Below are 25,794 nucleotides of genomic sequence, written 5' to 3' on the forward strand. Positions count from 1 at the left end.
TCAGTTAACTTGCTTTGCTACGGTGATCTGTGTCACATCGCAATTGCGCGTGTCAAAGGCTGCGCCACAGGCAGTCAAATAATAATTCCACATGCGGCGAAAACGCTCATCAAAGCCCAGGTCTGCGATCTGTTCCCATTTTGCATTGAACGTCTCATACCACCGCCGCAGCGTCAGGTCGTAACTTTTGCCGAATTCTTTCGACTTCACCACATTCAAACCCGCCAGATTGATCTGCTGCCGTAGGATCGTGGGCGACGGAAGCATTCCACCCGGAAATATGTATTTCTGAATGAAATCAACACCGTTCTTGTAATAATCCCAGCGGTGGTCACCTACCGTTATGATTTGCAAGGTCGCTTGCGCCCCCGGCTTCAGCCGTTCACGAACGGTTTCAAAATAAACCGGCCAGTATTTTTGACCGACCGCCTCGAACATTTCGATAGAGGCGATGCCATCATATTGCCCACGCTCGTCGCGATAGTCTTGCAACTTGAACTTTACTTTATCAGAAAGTCCTGCTTTTTCAATGCGTTCATTGGCAAACTTGAACTGCTCCTCACTAATCGTAAGGCCGGTTACATGCAAACCCCGCTCTTTCGCGGCATATTCGGCAAAACCGCCCCAACCGCATCCGATTTCCAGAATGTGGTCACCGGGTTTGGCCCCCATTTCATCGACAAGGCTGGCATATTTGGCAGTTTGCGCCTTCTCAAGACTTTCTTGCCCGGTCTCAAAAATGGCGCTGGAATAAGTCATCGTGTCATCCAGCCACAAACCGTAGAAGTCGTTACCCAGATCATAGTGGTACGAGATATTCTTTTTCGCCTGCGTCCGGCTATTGCGATGAAGCCAGAACCGCAGCCGTTCATAGGCCTGGACAAGGAACTTTCCAGTAAACCCGTCATAGACGGTTTCGGACCCCAGATGGACAAGATCCATGAATGAGCGCAGATCAGGCGTGCTCCAATGTCCTTCAAGGTAGGCATCAGAAAACCCCAGCTCGCCTTCGCGGATCAGACGGGCAAAAACATCTCCGTCGTGGATATCGATCTGAGCAACAGGCCCTGCCTTTGGCCCCTCTGCGCGAAAGATGCGGCCATCAGGCAATGTTATGTCTAGTCGCCCCGACTCCATTCGGGCCAGCATCTTGAACACCTGGGCGAAATACCTGGGCAGATCCGACTGCCCCTCTATCGTCGTCAGCACCATCCGCTCTCCCCTCTGCGGCACAGGTATCAGGCTAGGCCGCGATTTTGTTTCTGGCAAGTTTTCAGTTCCTTAGTGGGATTTTCGGCTTTCATACGCACGCAAGGCGCGGTTTCGTCCATCCGCCAGTTTCACGACAGGTTCGGGATAATCCGCCTGCGGACACAGGTTCCATGAACCGGGAAGCGCAGCGAAATAGGAAAGTGCAACGTCACTGGGTTTCGTCTGGCCTTCGGCGATCCAGCGCCGCATGTAAGCCCCCTGCGGATCAAACTTTTCCGCCTGCGTTTCGGGGTTGAATATACGAAAGAAGGGCGACGCATCGGGGCCTGATCCCGCAACCCACTGCCAGCCCATGGCGTTACAGGCTGGGTCCCAGTCAATCAGGCAATCCTCGAACCAGTTCATCCCGATTTTCCAGTGTGTCATCAGATGTTTGGTCAGGTAACTGGCAACAATCATCCGGGCCCGGTTATGCATACGGCCTGTCACATACATCTGCCGCAGGCCAGCATCGACGACAGGAATTCCGGTTCGGGCCTGCCTCCAGGCGGCAACTTCAGGGTGATCTGGATCGATATTCCACGGGAAATCATCCCATTCCGCTTTCCAGTTATCAGTCAGCAGATGCGGTGAGTGAAACATCAGGTGATAGGCAAACTCACGCCAGACCAACTGCCGCAGAAATGCCTCGGCGCCGGGGGTTCCCGTCATCGCAGCCTGTTGAACCCTGTGCCAGACCGTGCGTGGCCCGATCTCGCCCAATGAAAGGTATTCTGACAGGTTTGATGTTCCGTCCAGATCCAACCGGTCACGGTCATTGGAATAACGGGGGACTTGGTCGAGAAAGTGCTCAAGTCGATCGCGGGCGGCCTTCTCGCCGGGTTGGACATAGGGGCGCACGATTGCAGCGCCTCGGTACATGTCCGCACCCATATGCCAGGTGCTCAGTTTATCACTGGAAGGCCAGGTTGCAGGCCCCGCCAAGCGTGACACCAATGCATCCGGCGTTGGCACGTCCCGCCGCTGAACCGCGCGCCACATAGGGCTGTAGACACGAAACGGCTGGCCCTGCTTTGTTGCTACCGTCCAGGGCTCAAAAAGCAAATGACCGGGAAAGGACTTTGCGCCTACACCCAGTTCGGTCAGTGCCGTTTTGATCTGTGTATCGCGTCTGATCGCCGCTGGATCATAGGCCCGCGACCAATAAACAGCCTTGGCACCGGTTTCTTTGACAAGTGTCTGCAACTGCTCAAGCGCATCGCCACGCCGCAGGATCAGACGGCTACCAAGCCTCGTCAGAGCGTCGCAAAAGACCTCCAGACCCAACCCCAACCGCCATTTCGGGGCCGCGCCAAGGTGTTGCACAAGAGGGTCATGAACAAAGACTGGTATGATCGGACGGCCGCTTGCAACAGCAGCAGTCAATGCCGAATGGTCCGACAGGCGCAGATCCCGTCGGAACCATAAGATGATCGGAGACGGCTCGTTTTCCATATCCACCCTGAGGTTTTCTTCGTTCTACGAAGCCCCAAGCAGAGTGGATCACAAAACGCGTTCAAGCGCCTCCAAAAGCTGATCAATCTCCTGCTGCGAGGTATAATGCGTAAAGCTGACCCGCAAAACGCCCTGTGCCGGATCTACTCCCATCGCTTGCAATGGGCGCACAGCATAAAAGTCGCCGCCACCAGCCATAACACCGTATTGCGCCAGTTCCGCTGCAACAGGTTCAGCCGGGCGGTTCAACGACAGCGCAACAGTCGGCGCGCGCCGGGTGGCGTCTGATGTGCCGATCAGACGTACCGCATTGCGATCCTTTACCGCATCCAGAACAGGCTGCAGTAAGGACACCTCGTGCGCGCGCATCAGATCATGAGCAAAGGCACCCTGCTCTGCCGCGCCCACGTCAGGCCCGCCGTGATGAGCACACAAGAGCTCGACGTAATCGGCCATACCTGCACTTGCAGCAATCTGTGCATGATCCGGGCCCGCCGGGGTAAAGCGTTTATACAGAACGTCAGCGTTGAAATAATGCGCTTGGTTGGGCAGTAACTCTCCCAGTGTGCGGCGAATGACCATGCACCCCTGATGCGGGCCGTAGGTTTTATAGGCCGAAAACAGGTAGATATCCGGCCCCAGATCACCAACGTTCGGAAACCCATGCGGGGCGTAAGATACGCCGTCCACGCAGACAAATGCGCCGGCCGCGTGGGCAATCGCAGTGATCTCGGTGACCGGGTTTATCTCTCCCACCACATTGGAACAATGCGGGAAACAGACCAGTCGCACTTTTTCGTCCAGCATGTTTTCCAGATCCTGTGGGTTCAGTGATCCGGTTTCCGGATCGATCTGCCACTCCCTCACCTCAATCCCTGCCTCGGCCAGACGACGCCATGGGCCCGAATTTGCCTCGTGATCCTGATTGGTCACGACAATCGCCTCACCGGGTTTCATCCACTGCCGGAATGCCTGCGCCAAAACATAGGTATTCTGTGTTGTCGAAGGGCCAAAGCTCAACTCATCAGTTTCAACACCCAGGATGGCGGCCATGCGCGCACGTGCCTCATCCATCTCGGCACCTGCAAGACGGCTTGCTTCATACGGGGCGTAGGGCTGAACCTTTCGTTGCGTATAGAACCGCGTCAACCGGTCGATCACCGGCTTGCAAGTATAAGACCCGCCAGCGTTCTCAAAAAAAGCCTGTCCTTCCAGGCTGGGTTCGGAAAAAGCCGGAAACTGTGCCCGAACGAAATCGATATCCAGAGAGCTCATGCCTCATTGCTCCTTAGTTGTGCTGTCATATCAACAAGATGCCCGCTCATGTTTCCGGACATCTCAGAAATCATGGCAGGTCTTCCAGCCCAGCCTGTGCTTGCGCCATGAGCTGACGAAACACCGGGCAGCCCTTCTCTTCGGAAGGACAACGCTACTTAGACAGCACCATCCGCGACCGTCAAGCTGAAGCAAAAGAAAAAGCCCGGCGGGGTTGCCGGGGCTGAATTTCCAACACTCTGGGGCGGGTCTCGTTCGGGCCTCAACCCTGAACTTTGGTATATGTCCCCTCGCCTGCAAGAATTCCACGGAAACCGCCGGGCTCATCCAGACCAAAGACGATCAGAGGCAGGTTGTTGTCACGCGCCAGCGCGATGGCTGACGCATCCATGACCCGCAACCGCTTGGCTAGAACGTCGTCATAGGTGACCGTGTCATAACGCACCGCGTCGGCATGTTGTTTGGGATCCTTGTCGTAAACGCCGTCGACACCGTTCTTGCCCATGAAAATCGCCTCACACGCCATTTCATTGGCGCGCAAGGTCGCCGCGGTGTCGGTGGTGAAATACGGGTTGCCGGTGCCGGCCGCAAAGATGCAAACCCTTTTCTTTTCAAGGTGTCGTACGGCGCGGCGGCGGATATACGGCTCGCACACTTCATCCATGCGAATGGCCGAAATGACCCTGGTGAACACCCCAATCTCTTCTAGGGCAGATTGCATACCCAGTGCGTTCATCACCGTGGCCAACATCCCCATATAGTCTGCTGTCGTCCGCTCCATACCCTGAGCAGATCCACTCAGGCCCCGGAAAATGTTTCCGCCACCGATAACCATGCAGATCTCAACGCCCAGATCGTGAACCGATTTCACCTCTTGCGCGATGCGCTGAACGGTTGGCGGGTGCAGGCCAAAGCCCTGATCCCCCATCAATGCCTCTCCTGAAATTTTCAACATGACACGTTTGTATGTGGTTTTCGGGGTTTCGGCAGTTTCAGAAGACGGGGAAAGGCTCATGTTGCGCTCCGGGCTGGCACGGGGTTAATTTCCGGCGCAAAATGAAGCAAAAGCTCCGCAGGTTCAATGCGGTTGGTGAGGATTGAGGCAACCGCATATGACCCGGCGATCAACAGACGCGATATTTCGGCAATTGCCCCCTATTCCCGATGACAAACCTGTCCTGATTGCAGGGCCGACTGCATCCGGGAAATCAGCGCTGGCGCTGGAGATCGCCGAACGCCATGGCGGGGTCATCGTCAATGCAGATGCAAGTCAGGTTTATGATTGTTGGCGTGTGATTTCGGCCCGACCATCTGCCGAAGAAGAAGCACGCGTACCGCATCTGCTCTATGGTCACATCGCCTATGATCAGGATTATTCAGCCGGTCACTGGCTGCGAGAAGTGGTGCCACTGCTGACCGGGAGCCAGCGGCCAATCATTGTCGGCGGGACAGGATTGTATTTCTCGGCCCTGACCGAAGGCATGGCCGAGATCCCCGCAACTCCGGTGCAGGTGCGGGCCGAAGCAGACTTGCTGACCGTTGCCGAGCTTGTCGCCGGGGTTGACGAACAGACTTTGGCTGGCCTGGATACGCAGAATCGCGCGCGCGTGCAGCGCGCTTGGGAAGTGCAGCGTGCCACGGGGCGAAGCCTGTTATCTTGGCAGGCCGATACGCCACCGCCAATATTAAGGCTGAATGATGCGGTTCCTATCTTTTTTGACGTCGACAAAGCGTGGCTTCTGGATCGGATTGAACGCCGTTTTGATCAGATGCTTGAACTGGGTGCAATTGACGAAGTGAGCGCGATGCGGGATCGTTTCGACCCCGTTCTTCCCGCCTGCAAAGCCATTGGCGTGCCAGAACTTATGGCCTATCTGGATGGAATGATGACGTTGGATCAGGCCCGTGAACGGGCCACGATCTCGACCCGGCAATTTGCCAAACGTCAACGCACGTGGTTCCGGGCCAGAATGAAAACATGGAATCACGTTGATTTCTCAAAGTGATATCTGGTGTTGTTCATTCCTCTGGATTTGATAGCGAAAGCAATTTGATCAACAGATAAAGAAGAAGTTTCTCGTCTTTTATCAGTAATTTGACATCGAAGTTCCGCAAGGTTCTCCCTCTGCGGTGTGTCAAGTAGGAATATCCCTATCGAAATATCAACAATGCGGTAACGTCGTTTTTGTGCATTTTATGTCGATTCCGAACGTTGACGTTGAGTGATTTCTGGTGCCGAATGGCGGCATGGGGATGCACAGAGTCCAAAAACCGGAATCCTTCTTTCTTTCGACCGGACAAGCCCGCGTCGCTTAGAACAATAACAAATCAACAAAATCAATGTCACAGGGAGACATTTATGACCAATACGGCAATCACCAACGACAAGGTGCACTGGGCGGCCGAGATGCACGCGCAGGAATACCGTGACGGCAAGCTTAGCCGCCGGGAATTTCTGGTCCGTGCGACGGCGCTGGGTGTCGCGGTACCGACGGCCTATGGTTTGATCGGTCTGCAATCGCCTGCGGCGGCACAAGAGCCGCAGCGCGGTGGTACCATCCGCTACCAGATGGAAGTGCGCGCGCTCAAAGATCCGCGAACCTATGACTGGACGCAAATTGCCACTTTCACAGCAGGCTGGCTGGAGTACCTCGTTGAATACAACAACGACGGCTCGTTCAAGCCAATGCTGCTGGAAAGCTGGGAAGCCAATGATGACGCCACTGAATACACATTGAACGTTCGCAAGGGCGTAAAGTGGAACAACGGCGACGATTTCACAGCCGAAGACGTGGCCCGCAACATTGCAGGATGGTGTGACGCGGGTCTGGAAGGCAACTCGATGGCATCGCGTATGGCGTCGCTTATTGACGAAAGCACTCAGCAAGCTGCGGACGGTGCAATCACTGTGGTTGACTCCCATACTGTCAAACTGAAGTGCAACGCGCCTGACATCACGATCATCCCGGGTATGGCGGACTATCCCGCCGCAATCGTTCATAGCAGCTTCGATGCGAACGACATGCTTTCAAACCCCGTCGGCACGGGCTTCATGCTGCCTGACAGCCACGAAGTTGGTGTCAAAGGCGTGCTGGTGCGCAACGAAGGTTTCGACTGGTGGGGATATGAGGCTGGCAAAGGCGGCTATATCGACCGCATCGAGTTCATTGACTACGGCACTGACCCGGCTGCATTCCTTGCGGCTTATGAGGCCGAAGAGATCGACATGAACTGGGAATCTGTTGGCGAATTCGTCGACATCTTTGATGGCATTGGGCTTGTGCGCTCGGAAATCCCGTCAGGCTTCACCATCGTTATCCGCCCGAACCAGTTGGCCGAAGACGAAAACGGCAACAAGATCTACGGCGACAAGCGCGTTCGTCAGGCTTTGGCCATGGCGGTCGACAACGAGGTGTGTCTGGAGCTGGGCATGTCGGGCTACGGCATTCCAGCAGACAACTGCCACGTCGGGCCGATGCACCCTGAACATGACTCGGCCGTGACTCGTATCCCGTATGATCCCGCCGGGGCGAAAGCCCTGATGGACGAAGCGGGTATGGGTGATTTTGAGCACGAAGTGCAATCAATCGATGATGACTGGCGCCGTAACACCACAGCCGCGGTTGTAGCGCAGCTGAACGACGCGGGCATCAAGGCCAAGCATACAGTTCTGCCGGGATCGACCTTCTGGAACGACTGGACGAAATACGCCTTCTCGTCGACGAACTGGAACCACCGCCCATTGGGCACTCAGGTTCTGGCACTGGCCTATAAATCAGGAGTCGCATGGAACGAATCCGGTTTCGCCAATGCAGAGTTTGATGCGTTGCTGGCCGAGGCGAACTCGATCGCAGATGTCGACAAACGTCGTGAAGTGATGGCCAAACTGCAGGGGATCATGATCGACGAAGGTGTCACGATCCAGCCTTATTGGCGGACAGCGATGCGCCATCACCGCGACAATTTGGTGGGTGTCGAAAAGCATATCGCAGACCTGCCGCAGCTTTATAAGTTCGGCTTTACGTCCTGAGCCAAAACGCAAAAGGCCGCGCCACCCTGGCGCGGCCTCTTCGTCCTGAACGCGACGAACAAATAATAACAGCTAAGCGTGGTGTTCCTTGAAACCCGCGCTAGCCGACCCACAGGGGCAAATATGGGACTTTTCATTCTAAGGCGCGTTGGCATCATGCTGTTGACGGCATTGTGTTTGACTTTCCTGGTTTTCTTCTTAACCAACCTCTATCCGAACCTCGAGAAGCTGGCGAAAACGCAGGGCAACTTTCGGATGTCGGATGAACAGGTTGAGAGCTACCTGAGCAAAAATGGTTACCTCCAATCCACTCCGATAAAATACGGCGAATGGCTAGGTGTCCTGCCCTCTTATCGGTACACGAATGAAGACGGAACCGTTCAGGGAAGATGCATTCTGCCGGGCAAAACCGCCGAAGAATCTCCGAATTTCTGCGGAATCCTGCAAGGGTATTGGGGCTATTCGACTGTCTTCAAGGAAGAGGTTTCCACCGTTGTTGGGAACCGGTTGGCTCTGACTGGTCGTCTGATGCTCTGGGTCATGTTGCTGATGGTTCCGTCCGCGTTGATCCTTGGTGTTTTGGCAGGAATGAAAGAAGGATCTGCCACTGACAGGACGTTATCGACCTTCGCCATCACAACGACGGCGACGCCGGAATATGTCTCGGGCGTGATCTTTATCGCGATCTTCACCTCATCCGCAGTTGGTTTGAAGTGGTTCAAAGGCACGGCCACGCAAGCGATGGAGAACCCGACCTTTGAGAACTTCTTCCTGCCGGTCCTGACTATTGCACTTTATGGGATGGGCTATATTGCCCGAATGACTCGCGCTTCGATGACCGAAGTGATGACCGCCCAATATATCCGGACAGCGCGTCTGAAAGGTGTGTCCTTCCCCAATATCGTCATGAAACATGCGTTGCGTAACGCGCTGATCGCACCCTTCACCGTCATCATGCTGCAGTTCCCCTGGCTGCTGAATGGCGTGGTGATCGTCGAGACCCTGTTCAACTACAAGGGCTTCGGCTGGGCGCTGGTTCAGGCCGCGGGCAATAACGACATTCAGCTGTTGCTGGCGATTTCGGTCGTTTCGGTCTTTGTGGTGCTGGTGACCCAGCTGATTTCGGATATCGGCTATGTCTACCTCAACCCGCGCATCCGCATTTCTTAAGGAGGGTTAGATCATGGAACCACTTACCTGGACCGGCTCTATCGCCTTCCTGAACCCGCTTTTTGCCCTTGGCCTTGCGCTAATGGTCTTATCCATTGCCGTCTGGATGCTGGCCAGCATCGTGCTGCCCGAAGACCAGATGACGGTGAACCCGGACGGTACGTTGAGCTCAAGCTCAGGCCTGCGGACACTGATACAACTTGCACTGCGCTACAGTTTCTTGGCCAGTGTCGGAATCGCACTCGCCTATATCGTGCTGGGCGTTGTGATGGGCACCAGCGCCGGGATTATTGGCGCCATGTCCCAGCAGTTCTTGCCTGTATGGGTGTCGTTGATCATCCTTTATGCCATGTCGATCGCTTTCAAACGCAAGCTTGGCCTCTACGGCAAACTGTTTGACAGCCCCATCGGCATGATCGGCTTTGGCCTTGTGATGTTCTGGGTTTTCACCGGGGTATTCGGCGCGATGGATTTGATCGTCACGCATGACCCGCTGTCACAGGTTTCGGGCATGAAGAACAAAGTGCCAGGTACGCCACTTTCCAATCTAGAGGACGGTCAATACGCCTGGTATCTGCTGGGTGGCGACAATCTGGCCCGCGATGTGTTCAGCCGCATGGTCAAAGGGGCATGGATTGTTGTTCAGATCGCCCCGCTTGCCACGATGTTTGCCTTCATGGTTGGCATCACGTTGGGCCTTCCGGCAGGCTATTATGGTGGTCGGCTGGATACTTTGCTGTCGTTCCTTGCGAACCTGATTCTGGCCTTCCCGGTGATCTTGCTGTTCTATCTGCTGGTCACGCCCGAGATCGTTGCGACCGGGGTACCGAATTACATGGCGGCCGTCTTGTTCGTATTCCCGATCATCTTCCTCGGTGTGCTGCTGAACTCACGCTACTATACCAGACCGAACTTCCGAACACCGCTGTTGATCGGAGTTTTAGGGGTAGCGGGTTGGTTCTACCTGTCTCTGATTTCGACCGGTGGCTACATCATCAATACCGACGCCTATCGTATCTGGGGTCTGCCGACCTATCTGGATCTGTTCGATATTCCAGGTGGTATTCTGGTGGTCTTCGTCTCGGTGGTCTTTGTGAATTCGCCCACCGTTTTCCGCATCGTGCGCGGACTGGCGCTGGACATCAAAACACGGGACTACGTGGCAGCAGCACAAACCCGTGGCGAAGGTCCGTGGTACATCATGTTGTGGGAAATCCTGCCCAACGCGCGCGGCCCGCTGATCGTCGATTTCTGTCTGCGTATTGGCTATACCACCATCCTACTGGGAACCTTAGGTTTCTTTGGTCTGGGCCTGCCACCTGAAAGCCCTGACTGGGGGTCGACGATCAACGAGGGGCGCAAGCTTTTGTCGATCTACCTGCACCCTGCTCTGCCACCCGCGCTGGCCTTGTTGACGCTGGTTCTGGGTCTGAACCTGCTGGCCGACGGGTTGCGCGAAGAAAGTCTGAAAGACTGATGTGAAAGCGACCGGGGGGCCAGCCCCCCGGACCCCCCGAGATATTTTTGCCAGATGAAGAGGATCCCCTCGATCTGGTGAGGAGATACAAGATGAGCAAGATGGCGGATTATGACGGCCCGATCCTGGAGATCGACAAGCTGTCGATTTCCTTCTTTACCCGCCTGCGGGAAATTCCGGCCGTGATGGATTTCTCTGTCAGCGTGCAACCCGGTGAAGCTGTTGGTCTGGTCGGTGAATCCGGCTGCGGTAAGTCCACGGTGGCGTTGGGTGTAATGCAGGACCTTGGCAAAAACGGTCGCATCGTTGGCGGTACAATCAAGTTCAAGGGTCGTGATCTGGCGGAAATGAGTTCAGATGAATTGCGCGACATACGCGGCAATGAGATCGCGATGATCTATCAGGAGCCGATGGCCTCACTGAACCCGGCAATGAAGATCGGTAAGCAGCTGATGGAAGTGCCCATGATTCACGAGGGCGTCAGCGCGGAAGAAGCGTATTCGCGCGCGCTGGAAGTTGTCACCGATGTGCGCTTGCCGGACCCCGAGCGAATGCTCAACTCGTTCCCGCACCAGCTGTCAGGCGGTCAACAGCAGCGCATCGTGATCGCGATGGCCTTGATGTCGAAACCGGCGCTGCTGATCCTTGACGAACCAACAACGGCACTTGACGTGACGGTTGAGGCTGCCGTGGTCGAGCTGGTGAAGGATCTGGGCAAGAAATACGGCACCTCGATGCTGTTCATTTCGCACAACCTCGGGCTGGTTCTGGAAACCTGTGACCGGCTTTGCGTGATGTATTCGGGTGAGGCGGTCGAGCGCGGCTCGATCAAGGATGTGTTTGACGAGATGCAGCATCCTTACACGCAGGCCCTGTTCCGGTCGATCCCGCTGCCGGGGGCCGACAAGAATTCGCGTCCGCTGGTGGCTATACCGGGGAACTTTCCCCTACCCCATGAGCGGCCCCCTGGTTGTAACTTCGGTCCGCGCTGCGACTATTTCGAAGAAGGTCGCTGTGACGCCAAGGACATCCTGATGGAGGCGGTGCCCGGAAATGACCGGCACCATACCCGTTGCCTTAAATTCAAAGAGATTGACTGGAACGCACCAATCACGGTGGGTGAACAGAAAGAGAAAGGTGAGATCGGCAGGGTCGTTCTGAAGATGGACAACCTCAAGAAATACTATGAGGTTGCAGCAAATGCCCTGTTCGGCGGTGGCGAAAAGAAGGTTGTGAAGGCAAACGAAACGCTCAGTTTCGAGGCGCATGAATCCGAGACATTGGCCATTGTGGGCGAATCCGGTTGCGGCAAGTCCACCTTTGCCAAAGTTCTCATGGGTCTTGAGACGGCCACGGACGGGCAGATTCTTCTGGACAACCGCAATATCGAACAGGTGCCCATAGAAGAGCGCGACGCAAAGACCGTTGGTGAAGTTCAGATGGTGTTTCAGAACCCGTTCGACACGCTGAACCCGTCGATGACCGTTGGGCGCCAGATCATCCGGGCATTGGAAATCTTCGGTGTTGGCAATTCCGAGGCCGAGCGCAAGAAGCGGATGCTGGAGCTGCTGGATCTGGTAAAACTGCCGCGCGCCTTTGCCGACAGAATGCCGCGTCAGCTGTCGGGTGGCCAGAAGCAGCGCGTAGGTATCGCGCGCGCCTTTGCCGGCGATGCGCGCATTGTGGTAGCCGACGAGCCCGTATCGGCGCTGGACGTTTCGGTGCAAGCTGCGGTGACCGACCTGCTGATGGAAATTCAGCGCGAGCACAAAACCACGTTGCTGTTCATCAGCCATGACCTTTCCATCGTGCGATACCTCAGCGACCGAGTGATGGTGATGTATCTGGGCCACGTGGTCGAGCTGGGCACAACTGATCAGGTTTTTGCCCCCCCCTACCACCCTTATACCGAAGCGCTTCTGAGTGCTGTTCCCATCGCCGATACATCGGTCGAAAAGCAGCACATCGTACTGGAAGGTGATATTCCTTCAGCCATGAACCCGCCACCGGGATGCCCGTTCCAGACACGGTGTCGCTGGAAATCCGAAGTGCCTGACGGCCGCTGCGAGTCACATGTGCCACCGGTGCAGACATTGGCCGAGGGTCATCAGGTGAAGTGCCACTTGTCCGAAGAGGTGCTGGCACGGATGCAACCCGTGATCAAAGTCGCGGCCGAGTAGGTTTGCGGATCTTCACTGGAAAGGGCCGGTCGTTGACCGGCCCTTTCTGTGAGCGCCGCGTTTCACGAGGAAACTGGCGGCGCCTGTGAGTGGTGGTTCCCTGTAAGACTCTCAGCCGGTCATGACATTGTTGCCGAAATGCATGAACTCCTGGTTCATACCAGCAATCTCTCCGGCCTCCAGTTTCAGGCTGGCACTGTCAAGCATCTGATAGCTTTGCTGTCCCTTTACCCACTCGTCTGCTGATTGCAGCGTGGTCAGCGTATAAGACGTGACTTCGTTCAGGTAATGAGTTGGGATAATGATCTTGGGCTTTAGCTTGGCCACGATGTCATTACCCTGATCGAAACTCAGGATATGTTGCGACCCGTCTACCGGAAGGGTCAGAACATCGACCTGTCCGACGGCGTCCCAAAACTCCTGAGGCGGATTGTGGCGATTATCACCCCAGATCAGCGTACGAATGCCGCCTGTTTCCACCAGATAGACCACCATATCCATATGACCCACATTGTTCGGTGGGCAGGCTTCGACCCCAAACTCGGCCAGTGCATTGGTCCAGTTGTACCACCCCGGCGCCACGCAGGCATGTTTATCTGCAAAACCGGTGATCTTGATATCGGCGAACTCGAAATTGCCCACCATCCTGTCCAGCACCATGGTCGAGCTTGGTCGTTCGATCGCGTCGTGATCGAAATGCGCATGTGTCGACAAGGTAATGTCCACCGGGATCTGGGGGAATTCATTGCGGAACCAAAGCCCCCACGCGCCCGACGGGTCATCACGCCAGGGGTCGAACAGGACCGTTGCGCCGTTGGGCGAGGTGATCTTTATGGCGCAATGGCCATAATAGTCGATACCGACAACTCCGGCACTGGCCTGACCCGTCGATCCCTGCAGGTCGATCACGTGGTTATTGTTTCCTGGCTGCAACCAGACTTGCGATTGCGCCTCGGCCGGTTTTGCCCCCAGCACTGAAGCTGTCGCGCCAACACCGGCAGCACCTGCCGCCATGAAAAATGACCGCCGAGACAGCCCCGGTGCCAGATGATCCCTGTCCCCTTTCAGGATGGTCGGTTTCAGATCCTTGCGATCCATATCTTTGTACCTCTCTGTTGGACGTGCGCCGTTTTTCCGCACCTCAACCCAGAGGGTAACAAGCCAAAGCACATCGGCTCAGACCGAAAAAATGGGGGTGAAATATGGGGGCAATCCCCATATTCGGCATTCACGAAATCGAGAGCAAATGACTGCGCAGGTTTTGATCCCGTCCCTCAAGTCCTAGTTTTCGACGAATGTTGTTGCGGTGAAAATCGATTGTCGACGTCTCTCGGGACAGGGCCTTGGCAATGTCCTTTGTGGTTTTCCCAAACATGACCATCTGTGCAATTTCCATTTCGGTCGGGGTCATTGCCGCGAAGGCATCCGTCAACTTGTCAGACAGCGAAGATGTGATCTCGTTCAGGTTCTTTTCGGCCAGCTCAAGATAGACAAATTGCGCCTCGTCGCCGGAAAGCTGCGCCCGAACCTTTTCAAGATGTGGTAATACTCTGCTGCGAACCTGCTCGACGATTTCGTGATCCCGGTTTTTGCGGTCATCGTCGAGACTTGAGAGCAATACGCGCAACGCCGTGTTCGTCTCCTGCAACTCTCGGGTTCGATCCGAAACACGCGTTTCAAGCTGGGCAAGTGTTTCGTTCAGTTTCTCCTCCAACGCGCGTCTCAGATAAACCTCTTGCAACAAAGCCAAATCCGACTCGACCATGCGCGCGAATTGCGCCAGCCCCTCTCGGAACAACAGGGCCCGCCGGTTCTGTTTACGGTCCAGAACACAGATTGTGCCGAACACCGATCCATCGGGCCATTTCAGCGGTAAGCCGATGTAAAAGGTCATTCCGTGTTCCAGGTCGTCGTTGTCCGCCCAAACCGGATCACATTTGGCGTCCTGGACCACCAACTCTCCGTCACGCTCCAGAACACCCTGACAGTACAGCTTGGGGTTCAACTGGAAACTCAGACCGACCGGATACGGGTTCTCGGGGTGATCGGATGTGATCAAAACCGCATGATCCGGCACGTCGGTTTTCATGATCAGGCTTGCGGGCACGTCGGCCAGTTCTGCGACCAGATCAACAAGTTGCTGCCAGTTTGCCAGCGTTTCTTTGGGAATCTGCGGATGATCAGCAGGCATTAGGGGCCTCACCAGTTTCTGGGCGATACCCTGTCAGGTTAGTTGGAGGATTTGCACTGAATCAAGAATAGGACGTTCTGCGGCGCAGCATCGGTTTCAGCCGCCCCAGATAACCTTCACGTAGTTCTGGGTTTCCTTGTACGGCGGAATACCACCATGCTTTTCAACCGCATCGGGACCCGCGTTATAGGCCGCCAGCGCCAAAGGCCACGATTTGAACTTGCGGTACTGCCAGGACAGATATCTGGCACCGCCTTCGAGGTTCTGCTTGGGATCATGGGGGTTTACGCCCAAAAGCTCGGCCGTCTGTGGCATAAGCTGCGCCAGTCCTAACGCACCTTTATGTGACTTCGCCTGTGGGTTCCATCCACTTTCCTGCTGCACGAGACGCAAGAACAGATCTTCAGGGATGCTGTGAAGGCGAGCAACACGGCGCGCGATTTCCAGATATTCTCCGCGATACTTTCCTGAATACCGTTTGCTGACCTGATCACGCGTTGTTTTGGGTTTCAGCCGGGCCGAGTCGCGGTACTGGGTTGCCGCACGAGAATCCAGAACTTTCGCCTGTTTCAGGAAAATATCCTTGCGGCTTTTGCTGGACAATGTTTGTGCCTGCACCGGCGCAACGGCCAATACAAGGCAGGCAACGGAAAACCCAGCAACCCAAGAACGCATCTTTGCTTATCCTGCTCGATCAAAACCAGTGGGAGTATAGGTATTCCCGCAAAAAATGAAAGCTTGGTAAATAGTACAGTAAGACTCTTGTTCGACAGTGTTGTATCAACTGTTTTCAACCATGATGCAGGCCGTATAGGGTCTCACGAAACTCATTGCGCCAGATTCGGCGCATTTACGCAGAACAGAACGAGGATTTACATGGCGGGTTCAGTCAACAAGGTCATTCTGGTGGGAAATCTTGGCCGCGACCCCGAAGTCCGGTCGTTCCAGAACGGTGGCAAAGTGTGCAACCTGCGCATTGCCACCTCGGAAAACTGGAAAGACCGCAACACGGGTGAACGTCGTGAACGGACAGAGTGGCATTCGGTTGCCATCTTCTCGGAACCGCTGGCCCGCATCGCCGAGCAATATCTGCGCAAGGGCAGCAAGGTTTATATCGAAGGCCAGCTGGAAACCCGCAAATGGCAGGATCAGTCCGGTCAGGATCGGTACACGACCGAGGTTGTCCTGCGCCCTTATCGCGGGGAACTGACCCTGTTGGACGGTCGTAGTGAAGGCGGTGGCGGCAGCGGCGGCGGGTATGGTGGCGGCCAGGCCGGTGGCGGTTACGGTGACCCCTATGGCGGTCCATCCAGCTCTCCGGCACCAGCCTCGGGCGGAATCGACGACGACGAGATTCCGTTCTAAGTAAAACGGAGAAACAACATGACATGGTCCTTCTCTCTCGGCCGATTGCTCGGGTCCGAACTGAGGGTCCATGTCACCTTTTTTCTGCTGCTCGCTTGGGTCGGTTTTGCCGCATTCTCAGCCGGTGGCCTGCCAGCCGCGATAGAAAACCTTCTCTTTGTTCTGGCGCTGTTTGCCTGCGTTGTCGCGCATGAGTTCGGTCACGCCCTTATGGCGCGGCGTTATGGTATCAAAACCCCCGACATCACCCTTTTGCCCATCGGCGGCCTGGCCCGGCTTGAGAGAATGCCGGAAAAACCGATGCAAGAGGTTCTGGTGGCGCTTGCGGGTCCGGCAGTGAATATCGCTATCTTTATTGGCCTTGCCGCGCTTGGCGCAGGTATGCCGCTTGAGACCCTCGCGCAATTGGAGTCACCAAATGTGAGGATTGTGGACAAGCTGGCCTATATCAATCTGCTTTTGGCCATCTTCAACTTGATCCCGGCCTTCCCAATGGACGGAGGCCGCGTCTTTCGCGCACTTCTGTGTTTACGCATGAATCGTGTCAAAGCCACCCGAATTGCAGCCGTTGGTGGCCAGGTTGTCGCCATCGGGTTTGGATTTCTAGGGCTGAGCTCTGGCAATCCAATTCTGGTATTGATCGCCGTATTCGTGTTCTTTGCAGCCAATGCAGAAAGCCAGGAAGTCGCTTTGCGATCTGCGGTTCGTCGTGTTCTGGCCCGTGACGCGATGATCACCGAGTTTCACGCACTTTCTCCCAGTGATACGCTGAGCACAGCAGCACAAGCCGTCATTCACACCACGCAGCACGAATTTCCGATACTGGACCCAAATCACACGTTGCTGGGCTTTGTGACACGCGATCGCCTGTTCACCGCCCTTGCAAGCGACCAGCCCAGAACTGCGCCCGCGACCTCGATCATGGATACAAACGTCCCCGCAGTCTTGCTGACAACCGGCCTTGAGGACGTGCTGGAACACCTGCACAATGGGGCGCCGGCCATTGCAGTTCTGACCTATGGCGGTCGCATGATCGGTTACATAACCCGCGAAAACATCGGCGAGCTGATGGTCATTCAGGGTCGTTAGCCCCTTGCGTCACACCGGGGCGAGAGCGTCCGACAGAACCGACAAGACCGCATCCTTCGGCACATCCGAGGTCACATATGCCTGACCAATTCCGCGGGCCAGGATAAACCGCAGCTGGCCGTCCACGACCTTTTTGTCCTGCCCCATCAGATCCACCAGTACCTCGGCATTTGGCAATTCGCCCGAAATATCAGCCAGATCCGTTTTCATGCCCATCGCCCGCAGATGTGCGCGTACCCGGCTTGGGTCCTCTTGTGAACACAGGCCAAGGCGGGACGAAAGCTCGAACGCAAGTGCACAGCCAATGGCCACGCCCTCGCCATGCAAAAGACGGTCGGAATACCCTGTGGCGGCCTCCAAGGCATGGCAGAAGGTGTGCCCCAGATTCAGCAGGGCGCGGTCACCTTGTTCGGTTTCATCCCGGGCCACGATATCGGCTTTCATCTGAACCGAGCGGGTTACCGCACGCACACGTGCGGCCATGTCGCCTGAAGACACACTTCGCCCGTTCGCCTCAAGCCATTCAAAGAAATCAGCATCCCCAAGCAAGCCGTATTTCACCACTTCGCCATACCCTGAAAGAAAGTCCCTCTGGGACATGGTCTTCAACACAGATGTATCGGCCAGAACCAGCGATGGCTGATGAAAAGCGCCGATCAGGTTCTTCCCCTGAGGGGCGTTGATCCCTGTTTTCCCCCCGACAGAGCTGTCGACCTGCGCCAGCAAAGACGTGGGGATTTGTACGAACCGAACACCTCGGCGCAGAACGGCTGCGGCAAAGCCGGCAAGATCACCAATTACCCCACCACCAAGGGCCACAACAACGTCGCTGCGTTCAACCTTTTCAGTCAACAGCCACTCAACCGCGCGTTCGAAATGTGGCCAGCTTTTTGTTGCCTCTCCGGCGGGTAAGGCCAGCGCGGACATTTCGATCCCGGTGGTTTTCAGACCCGCACGCAGCGTTTCCAGATGCAGATCAGCGACACTTTCATCTGTCAGGACGGCCACCTTAGGACGCGCCAATAGCGGTGCAATCCAATCGCCCGCGCGCGCCAGAAGATCCGGACCGATTTCTACGTCATACGACCGGTCCCCAAGTTCAACGTGTACTGTTTGATGCATTATCTGATTTCCAAAACATCAGGGCGCGCCAACAAGGCGTCGACAACCCGGTCCACCATATTCTCGATCGAAGTTTCGCCATCCGAATCCACGATCAGATCCGCCTCGGCGTAAACCGGAACACGCGCCTCGTAGAGGGCTTTCAATGTCGCATAAGGATCGGCAGTACGAAGCAGCGGGCGCGTGTCCTTGTGGCGGACACGGCTCCACAGAACTTTCAGGTCTGCCCGCAGCCAGACCGACGCACCCCGCATGGTGATCATACGCCGGTTGTCAGGCTGAAGAAACGCCCCGCCACCCGTTGAAAGTACGCCTTTTTTGTCATCCAGCAGGCGGCTGATAACCTGTGATTCTTTGGTGCGAAAAAAAGGTTCCCCGTCCCGCTCAAAGATTTCGGGGATGGTCATGTTCGCAGCTGATTCGATTTCGGCATCGCTGTCCAGAAAGGGAACACCCAGTCGAGCGGCCAAAGCACGACCCACGGCTGACTTTCCGGCCCCCATCATACCGACCAGAACCACGGTTTTGTGCAGATCAAACCGGGTCTGCGCGTCCGCTGAGTGCGTGTTATGCTTAATTTCGCTCATTTCACCGTGAATGACGTGATCTTGGGAAAAATGCCAGTTATAACTTGGTCAAAATCAAAAATTGAGGCAGCGTGACGCCATGAGCCGTCTGATCAAATTCCTGATATATGTTCTGTGCCTGGCATTCATCGGGCTGGTCGCCTATGCCTATGTCGGTCCATTCTTTGGTGCGGATTTCTCTGCGCCTCAAAGTGAAATTCGCGAGCCGGTTGCACTGGATGTCAACTAAGCAACTGCTTTTGGCAATCACACTGGCCGGGTCGGCACATGCGCAGGAACCTTTATCCGCCATCGAATGGCTGACAGACCCGCCGGAAAACCTGCCGGGAACCGTTCTGCTGGAACCACCGGTTACGCAAGATGGCGCATTGCCGGAAATTGAGGTGACTTCGCTTGAGGCACTGTCGCAGCCGCTGGGCCTTGTTTCGTCCTCTGTCACCGGTCTGCCCGTCGACCTTTGGCAGGGCAGCGATGCGGATCGCCTGGCCGAACTGATCGCCGACGTCCACGTGCGTGACAACCCGGCCATGCAGCGATTGTTGTTCACGCTGCTCTTGTCTGAAACCCGCGCGCCGTCAGGGCCTCTGGCTGAAGAAATCCTTTTGCTGGCACGGCTGGACCGATTGATGCAACTGGGCGCTGCTGATCCGGCGCAGTCGCTTGTTCAATTGGCCGGGCCCACTGACACGCAGGACCGTTTCAAACGCTGGTTCGATGCGACGCTCTTGACCGGGGATGAGGATCGCAGTTGTACCGCCCTTATTGCTGAACCGCATCTTTCGCGGGACTATGCGGCTCAGATCTTCTGCAAGGCCCGCCGCGGGGATTGGGTTTCAGCCGCGCTGACACTTGAGGCAGCACATGCGCTTGAAATCCTTCCACCAGAGGATCTGGCGGTTCTGGACCGTTTCCTCAGCCCGGAACTGTATGAAGGCGCAGCTTACCTGCCGCAGCCGGAAAACCCTGATCCCCTGACGTTCCGTTTGTTTGAGGCAATTGGCGAACGGCTTCCCTCCGCTCCGCTGCCACGGGCGTTTGCCAATGCGGATCTGCGCGATGTCGCGGGTTGGAAGGCACAGATCGAAGCAGCGGAACGGCTTACCCGTATTGGCGCATTAACCCCCAATCAGCTGCTGGGCCTTTATACCGAGCGTGATCCGGCAGCCTCAGGTGCTGTCTGGGATCGGGTGGCCGCCGTTCAGCGTTTTGAAAGCGCGTTAGACACCGGGAACGCGGAAGCGATCGGAAAGACTTTGCAACCGGTCTGGCAACAGATGCGCGGTGTCGGGCTTGAGGTTCCGTTTGCCGAACTGTTCGCCGAGCGCTTGTCGTCTGTCACATTGCCGGTTGCCACCACCGAAATCCTGCGCTGGCGTATTCTGATGCTGTCGGGGCTTTACGAACAGGCCGCCTTGGCAGCGCCCGACACATCCAACGAAACCCGATTTCTTGCCGCTTTGGCACAAGGTGACCCCGGGCGCGCGGTGTCCCCGTCCCCTTTGGCTGATGCTGTCGCTCAGGGGTTTGAATGGGCAGCGCCTGTGCCGGGCGACATTGATGCGCTGCTGGCCAACGGTCAATTGGGCGAAGCCATTATTGAAGCCATGCAACTGTTTGCACATGGCGCACGGGGCAATCTGGTGGACCTGACAGCGGCGATTGCAACATTCCGGCGCGTTGGGTTGGAAGACACCGCGCGACGTGCGGCCCTGTCCCTTTTGATCCTGCAAAAGCGTTGATCATGGGCTCTCCGGCATCAGATGCCCTGTGGATTTCAACGTTCTTGCAGGCGCAGGCGGCAGAGCTTGGCGCGGCTACCAATACGCTGCTGGCCTATGGGCGCGACCTGAAAGATTTTGCCGAATGGCTGGACCGCAAGAAATCCGGATTTGATCAGGCAGATCGCGACCTGATCGAAGCCTACCTGATCGACTGCGATGCACAGGGCTTGTCACGTTCGACCCGCGCGCGGCGTTTGTCTGCTATCAAACAGCTGTACCGGTTTGCCTTCGAGGAAGGCTGGCGCGCGACCAATCCTGCCATTCAGATCAAAGGTCCCGGCCGGCAGAAACGGCTGCCCAAGACGCTGGATGTGCCCGAAGTTGATCGTTTGCTGGAGGCTGCCCGAAAAACCGGGAGAACCGAATCTGACAGGCTAAGAAACACCTGCCTGATGGAGGTTTTGTACGCCACCGGAATGCGGGTGACTGAACTTGTCTCCCTGCCCGTCTCCTCGGCCCGTGGCGACCCCCGGATGCTACTGGTGCTGGGAAAAGGGGGTAAGGAGCGAATGGTCCCCCTGTCGCCGCCGGCCCGGGATGCTTTGGCCGCGTGGCTGACCGCGCGGGACGAGGCCGAGGACCTGGCCGCGGAAAAAGGCGCTCAGCGCTCGCGCTTTCTGTTCCCATCACGCGGAAAGTCCGGTCATCTGACACGGCACAGGTTCTTTTTGCTGGTGAAAGAGCTGGCTGTGCGCGGCGGTGTTTCTTCTGAAAAAGTCACACCACACACGCTGCGCCATGCATTCGCAACGCATCTGCTGGCCAACGGCGCTGATCTGAGATCGATCCAGACGTTATTGGGCCATGCAGACGTAGCGACGACAGAAATCTATACGCATGTTCTGGATGAACGTCTGGCGGAACTGGTGTTGCAACATCACCCGCTGAGCAAAGACCGCAATGGAGACAAGGGCTAAGACCTTGATCCAGCGGGGCGACGTCCCCATAACGGATGCAGTACACAAACCTATCAAGGACCAATGGAACCCTTACCTTCTATGATCGACGGCGCATTCTGGTTTACGACCGGCGCTATCCTGTTCCTGCTTATCCTGTCCGGATTTTTCTCGGGCTCGGAAACGGCGCTGACCGCCTCATCTAGGGGGAAACTGCGCGCTCAGGCCGACAAGGGATCGCGCGGGGCCAAAAAGGCTCTGGAAATCACCGACGACAACGAACGTCTGATCGGGTCGGTTCTGCTGGGCAACAACCTCGTCAACATTCTGGCCGCGTCGCTGGCGACAGCGTTGTTCACACGTCTTTTTGGCGAAAGCGGCGTGGCATTGGCGACCCTGGTCATGACCTTTCTGGTGCTGATCTTTGCCGAAGTGCTGCCCAAAACCTACGCCATCACCAATTCCGAAAAGGCCGCTGCGGCCGTTGCACCGATCATCAGCGTGGTAGTGACGGTGTTTTCACCTGTCGTCGCGGCCGTTCGATTGTTGGTGCGTGGCGTATTGCGCCTGTTCGGAGTTCAGATCGATCCTGACAGCAACATTCTGGCCGTGCGCGAAGAAATCGCAGGCGCTCTGCAACTGGGCCATTCCGAAGGGGTGGTTGAAAAGGAAGATCGCGACCGCATCCTCGGCGCGCTGGATCTGGGCGACCGCACGGTGGAAGAGATCATGCTCCACCGTTCCAACATCGAAATGATCGATGCGAACGCCCCACCCGAAGCTATCCTAAGGCAATGCCTTGAAAGCCCTCACACTCGTCTGCCTGTTTTCAGGGACGAGCAGGAGAACATAGTTGGCGTTGTTCACGCCAAGGACTTGTTCCGCGCGATGTATGCACAGGCTGGCAGCAGCGATGGCGGCACCGACCGGCTGGCCAGCTTCGACATCGGCAAGGTCGCAAATGCCCCCTATTTCGTTCCGGAGACCACAACTCTGGATGACCAGATGCGCGAGTTTCTGCGAATGCACGGTCACTTTGCGCTGGTGGTGGACGAATACGGCTCATTGCGTGGACTGATCACGCTTGAGGATATTCTGGAAGAAATCGTGGGCGAAATCGCCGATGAGTTCGATATCGCCGAAGAGGTGCCGGTCGTGCGGACGGATGATGGCCAATTCCTTGTCGAAGGTGCTATGACCATTCGCGATGTCAATCGTGCGCTGGACTGGTCGCTACCGGATGAAGAAGCCAACACTCTTGCTGGTCTGGTCATCCACGAAGCCCAGATGATCCCGGTTGTTGGGCAAGTGTTCTCGTTCCATGGCTTCCGGTTCGAGGTTACAGCACGCGAAGGCAATCGTATCACAGCCCTGAAAGTGCGGCCCTTATAGGGTTTGGACGCTAGACAAAAACGACGCGCTCTGTCGCTCGTTTGACAGAATGCTTTGCCATTGATCTGCACCGTCCTACCAGAAAAGGAGGAGCGGATGAAAAACACATGCCAGGTGGTCGTCATTGGTGGCGGTGTGGTCGGATGTTCGGTTCTTTATCACCTGACCAAGCTCGGGTGGTCGGACGTCATGTTGCTGGAACGGTCCGAACTGACCAGCGGATCGACCTGGCATGCGGCAGGCGGGTTTCACACCCTCAACGGCGACACCAACATGGCGGCGCTACAGGGATACACGATCAGGCTGTATAAAGAACTGGAACAGATCACCGGCATGTCCTGTGGCCTGCACCACGTGGGCGGTGTGACACTTGCCGACAATCAGGACCGGTTTGATATGCTGCTGGCGGAACGCGCCAAGCATCGGTTCATGGGGCTTGAAACAGAAATCGTCGGCCCGGAAGAAATCAAAAAGATCGCGCCCATTACAAATATCGACGGAATTATCGGTGCTCTTTATGATCCGCTGGATGGACATTTGGACCCCTCAGGCACCACCCATGCCTATGCCAAGGCCGCGCGAATGGGCGGTGCCACAATTGAAACCCATTGTATGGTGCGTGAAACCAACCAGCGCCCCGATGGAAGCTGGGATGTCGTCACCGACAAGGGCACAATCCATGCCGAACACATTGTTAATGCAGGCGGGCTTTGGGCACGTGAAGTTGGCGCCATGGCCGGTGTCTATTTTCCCCTGCACCCGATGGAGCATCAATATCTTGTCACCGACGCGATCCCACAGATCGAAGCAATTATCGATGCGGGTGGCGAGCATCCGCATGTCATGGATCCGGCAGGTGAAAGCTATTTAAGGCAGGAAGGGCGTGGCCTGTGCATCGGGTTCTACGAACAGACCTGCAAGCCCTGGGCAGTAGACGGCACCCCGTGGGATTTCGGGCACGAGTTGCTGCCCGATGACTATGACAAGATCACCGACAGTATCGAATTCGCGTATCGCCGCTTTCCTGTGCTGGCTGAGGCTGGGATAAAATCGGTGATCCATGGGCCGTTTACCTTTGCCCCTGATGGCAACCCGCTGGTCGGCCCTGTACCCGGAATGCGCAACTACTGGTCGGCCTGCGGTGTCATGGCCGGGTTCAGTCAGGGTGGCGGCGTTGGCCTGACGCTGGCGCAGTGGATGATCGAAGGCGAGCCCGAGCGCGATGTGTTTGCCATGGATGTTGCCCGCTTCGGAGACTGGATCAGCCCAGGTTACACCCGCCCCAAAGTCATCGAGAATTATCAGAAACGCTTCAGTGTCGCCTATCCGAACGAAGAACTGCCTGCCGCGCGCCCCAACCGCACAACACCAATGTATGACATCTTCAGCGAGCTGGGCGCGGTCTGGGGGCAGCAATACGGCCTTGAGGTCCCAAACTATTTTGCTCAGGAAGATGAGCCGGGGTTTGAAACGCCATCCTTCCGCCGCTCGAACGCGTTCACGGCGACAAGGCGCGAAGTGCGGGCGGTGCGTGAAGCTGTGGGTATCAACGAAGTCCACAATTTCGGCAAATACCGCATCACCGGACCCGATGCTCGGAACTGGCTGGACCGGATCATGGCTGGCCGCATTCCGAAACCCGGTCGGCTGTCTTTGACCCCGATGCTGTCGCACAAGGGCAAGCTAATCGGTGATTTCACCGTTTCCTGCCTGACTGACACCGACTTCCAGCTTACGGCGTCTTATGGCAGTCAGGCCTTCCACATGCGGTGGTTCCAGCAAAACGCTCAGGACGGCGTGAGGATTGAAAACGTCAGCGACCGGTTGAACGGCTTCCAGATTGCCGGCCCGAAGGCAACGCAGGTTCTGGCAGCCTGCACCCGAGACGACTTGGCCGATTTCAACTTCCTGAACGTGCGCCGGATGACTGTCGGCATGACCGACTGTATCGTTCAGCGTGTCAGCTATACGGGTGATCTTGGTTACGAAATCTATTGCGACCCCTTAGCGCAGCGTCAGCTTTGGTGGACGCTGTGGGAGGCCGGACAACCCCATGGCATTGTTCCGTTCGGAATGCGCGCAATGATGAGCCTGCGGCTAGACAAGTTCTTTGGCTCATGGATGCGGGAATATTCGCCAGATTACACCGCCGCAGAAACGGGGTTGGACCGGTTCATTGCTTTCAACAAAAGCACCCGTTTCATCGGCCGCGATACAGCGGAAGCAGAACGGGCCAACGGAACCACCCGCCAGCTGGCAGCCTTCGAAGTTGAAACATACGATGCAGACGTCAACGCCTATGAACCGATCTGGCTGGATGGTTCGGTTGTCGGGTTCTGTACCTCGGGCGGCTACTCTCATTTTGCGCAAAAATCCGTCGCCATGGGCTTTCTTCCGTCCGGGCGCATAGAAGATGGTCTGGAGGTTGAAATCGAGATTCTGGGGCAGATGCGCAAAGCGAAGGTTATCTCGACACCTTTGTTTGACTCAGATGGCACACGCATGAGGGGATGACAGCACACATGACTGACGG

The 25,794-nt window shown here is 56.4% G+C and carries 21 protein-coding genes; 12 read left to right on the top strand and 9 right to left on the bottom strand.

Annotated features, from left to right (window positions below; all coding sequences use genetic code 11):
• From ACR0AP_RS03905 to pyrH, 4 genes are all read right to left on the bottom strand, one after another.
• Nucleotides 1-1,212 carry a class I SAM-dependent methyltransferase gene (locus tag ACR0AP_RS03905; protein WP_480505405.1) on the bottom strand — a complete coding sequence of 404 codons (1,212 nt, stop codon included), beginning with the start codon at nucleotides 1,210-1,212 and terminating at the stop codon, nucleotides 1-3.
• Nucleotides 1,213-1,281: 69 nt separating this feature from the next.
• A complete protein-coding gene (locus ACR0AP_RS03910) occupies nucleotides 1,282-2,706 on the bottom strand; it encodes a cryptochrome/photolyase family protein (protein WP_480505407.1) in 1,425 nt (474 codons plus the stop codon).
• Between the two features lie 48 nt (nucleotides 2,707-2,754).
• Nucleotides 2,755-3,981 (bottom strand): aminotransferase class V-fold PLP-dependent enzyme, encoded by a 1,227-nt coding sequence (locus tag ACR0AP_RS03915; protein WP_480505409.1) that lies wholly within the window; start codon nucleotides 3,979-3,981, stop codon nucleotides 2,755-2,757.
• A 262-nt stretch (nucleotides 3,982-4,243) separates the two neighbouring features.
• The gene (gene pyrH, locus ACR0AP_RS03920; protein ID WP_209504110.1) at nucleotides 4,244-4,996 is read right to left on the bottom strand and encodes a UMP kinase; all 753 of its coding nucleotides are present in this window, start codon (nucleotides 4,994-4,996) and stop codon (nucleotides 4,244-4,246) included.
• A gap of 97 nt (nucleotides 4,997-5,093) precedes the next feature.
• On the opposite strand from pyrH, the gene miaA reads away from it, so the two are divergent.
• The 5 genes from miaA (at nucleotide 5,094) to ACR0AP_RS03945 (ending at nucleotide 12,838) form a co-directional block, all read left to right on the top strand.
• Nucleotides 5,094-5,987, top strand: coding sequence for a tRNA (adenosine(37)-N6)-dimethylallyltransferase MiaA (gene miaA, locus ACR0AP_RS03925; RefSeq protein ID WP_480505411.1), 894 nt, complete (start codon nucleotides 5,094-5,096; stop codon nucleotides 5,985-5,987).
• 353 nt (nucleotides 5,988-6,340) lie between these two features.
• Nucleotides 6,341-8,011, top strand: coding sequence for an ABC transporter substrate-binding protein (locus ACR0AP_RS03930; RefSeq protein ID WP_209504112.1), 1,671 nt, complete (start codon nucleotides 6,341-6,343; stop codon nucleotides 8,009-8,011).
• Nucleotides 8,012-8,134: 123 nt separating this feature from the next.
• A complete protein-coding gene (locus tag ACR0AP_RS03935) occupies nucleotides 8,135-9,181 on the top strand; it encodes an ABC transporter permease (RefSeq protein WP_209504113.1) in 1,047 nt (348 codons plus the stop codon).
• Nucleotides 9,182-9,194: 13 nt separating this feature from the next.
• Entirely contained in the window at nucleotides 9,195-10,658 is a 1,464-nt protein-coding gene (locus ACR0AP_RS03940) for an ABC transporter permease (RefSeq protein ID WP_209596036.1), read from the top strand.
• A gap of 92 nt (nucleotides 10,659-10,750) precedes the next feature.
• Complete coding sequence (locus ACR0AP_RS03945; RefSeq protein ID WP_267363907.1) at nucleotides 10,751-12,838, top strand: ABC transporter ATP-binding protein; 2,088 nt, start codon at nucleotides 10,751-10,753, stop codon at nucleotides 12,836-12,838.
• A 111-nt stretch (nucleotides 12,839-12,949) separates the two neighbouring features.
• Here ACR0AP_RS03945 and ACR0AP_RS03950 read toward each other — a convergent pair whose 3' ends face one another.
• The 3 genes from ACR0AP_RS03950 to ACR0AP_RS03960 all read right to left on the bottom strand — a co-directional run bounded on the left by ACR0AP_RS03950 (nucleotide 12,950) and on the right by ACR0AP_RS03960 (nucleotide 15,704).
• The gene (locus tag ACR0AP_RS03950; RefSeq protein ID WP_480505414.1) at nucleotides 12,950-13,936 is read right to left on the bottom strand and encodes an MBL fold metallo-hydrolase; all 987 of its coding nucleotides are present in this window, start codon (nucleotides 13,934-13,936) and stop codon (nucleotides 12,950-12,952) included.
• Nucleotides 13,937-14,066: 130 nt separating this feature from the next.
• Nucleotides 14,067-15,029 (bottom strand): LuxR C-terminal-related transcriptional regulator, encoded by a 963-nt coding sequence (locus ACR0AP_RS03955; RefSeq protein ID WP_480505416.1) that lies wholly within the window; start codon nucleotides 15,027-15,029, stop codon nucleotides 14,067-14,069.
• A 96-nt stretch (nucleotides 15,030-15,125) separates the two neighbouring features.
• Complete coding sequence (locus ACR0AP_RS03960; RefSeq protein ID WP_209504118.1) at nucleotides 15,126-15,704, bottom strand: lytic transglycosylase domain-containing protein; 579 nt, start codon at nucleotides 15,702-15,704, stop codon at nucleotides 15,126-15,128.
• 201 nt (nucleotides 15,705-15,905) lie between these two features.
• Between ACR0AP_RS03960 and ssb the strand changes: the two genes are divergently transcribed.
• On the top strand, nucleotides 15,906-16,394 hold the full coding sequence (gene ssb / locus ACR0AP_RS03965; protein ID WP_209504119.1) for a single-stranded DNA-binding protein: 489 nt from the start codon (nucleotides 15,906-15,908) through the stop codon (nucleotides 16,392-16,394).
• 18 nt (nucleotides 16,395-16,412) lie between these two features.
• Entirely contained in the window at nucleotides 16,413-17,483 is a 1,071-nt protein-coding gene (locus tag ACR0AP_RS03970) for a site-2 protease family protein (protein WP_480505419.1), read from the top strand.
• A gap of 9 nt (nucleotides 17,484-17,492) precedes the next feature.
• Here the strand turns inward: ACR0AP_RS03970 and aroB are convergent, their stop codons facing one another.
• Together aroB and ACR0AP_RS03980 are read right to left on the bottom strand one after the other, a co-directional pair.
• Nucleotides 17,493-18,605, bottom strand: a complete 1,113-nt coding sequence (aroB, locus tag ACR0AP_RS03975) for a 3-dehydroquinate synthase (protein WP_480505421.1) — start codon at nucleotides 18,603-18,605, stop codon at nucleotides 17,493-17,495.
• On the bottom strand, nucleotides 18,605-19,192 hold the full coding sequence (locus ACR0AP_RS03980) for a shikimate kinase (protein ID WP_209504122.1): 588 nt from the start codon (nucleotides 19,190-19,192) through the stop codon (nucleotides 18,605-18,607). The genes aroB and ACR0AP_RS03980 overlap by 1 nt, the downstream gene beginning before the upstream one ends.
• A gap of 79 nt (nucleotides 19,193-19,271) precedes the next feature.
• On the opposite strand from ACR0AP_RS03980, the gene ACR0AP_RS03985 reads away from it, so the two are divergent.
• The 5 genes from ACR0AP_RS03985 (at nucleotide 19,272) to ACR0AP_RS04005 (ending at nucleotide 25,775) form a co-directional block, all read left to right on the top strand.
• Nucleotides 19,272-19,421: a hypothetical protein gene (locus tag ACR0AP_RS03985; protein WP_209504123.1), complete on the top strand. Its 150-nt coding sequence runs from the start codon at nucleotides 19,272-19,274 to the stop codon at nucleotides 19,419-19,421.
• Nucleotides 19,411-20,931 (top strand): hypothetical protein, encoded by a 1,521-nt coding sequence (locus ACR0AP_RS03990; RefSeq protein WP_480505423.1) that lies wholly within the window; start codon nucleotides 19,411-19,413, stop codon nucleotides 20,929-20,931. Before ACR0AP_RS03985 ends, ACR0AP_RS03990 begins: the two co-directional genes overlap by 11 nt.
• 2 nt (nucleotides 20,932-20,933) lie before the next feature.
• Nucleotides 20,934-21,890 (top strand): site-specific tyrosine recombinase XerD, encoded by a 957-nt coding sequence (locus ACR0AP_RS03995; RefSeq protein WP_480505425.1) that lies wholly within the window; start codon nucleotides 20,934-20,936, stop codon nucleotides 21,888-21,890.
• A gap of 63 nt (nucleotides 21,891-21,953) precedes the next feature.
• Nucleotides 21,954-23,261 (top strand): HlyC/CorC family transporter, encoded by a 1,308-nt coding sequence (locus ACR0AP_RS04000; RefSeq protein ID WP_480505427.1) that lies wholly within the window; start codon nucleotides 21,954-21,956, stop codon nucleotides 23,259-23,261.
• A gap of 96 nt (nucleotides 23,262-23,357) precedes the next feature.
• A complete protein-coding gene (locus tag ACR0AP_RS04005) occupies nucleotides 23,358-25,775 on the top strand; it encodes a GcvT family protein (protein WP_480505429.1) in 2,418 nt (805 codons plus the stop codon).
• Nucleotides 25,776-25,794 lie beyond the last annotated feature (19 nt).

The organism is Ruegeria sp. AF7, assembly GCF_056541885.1.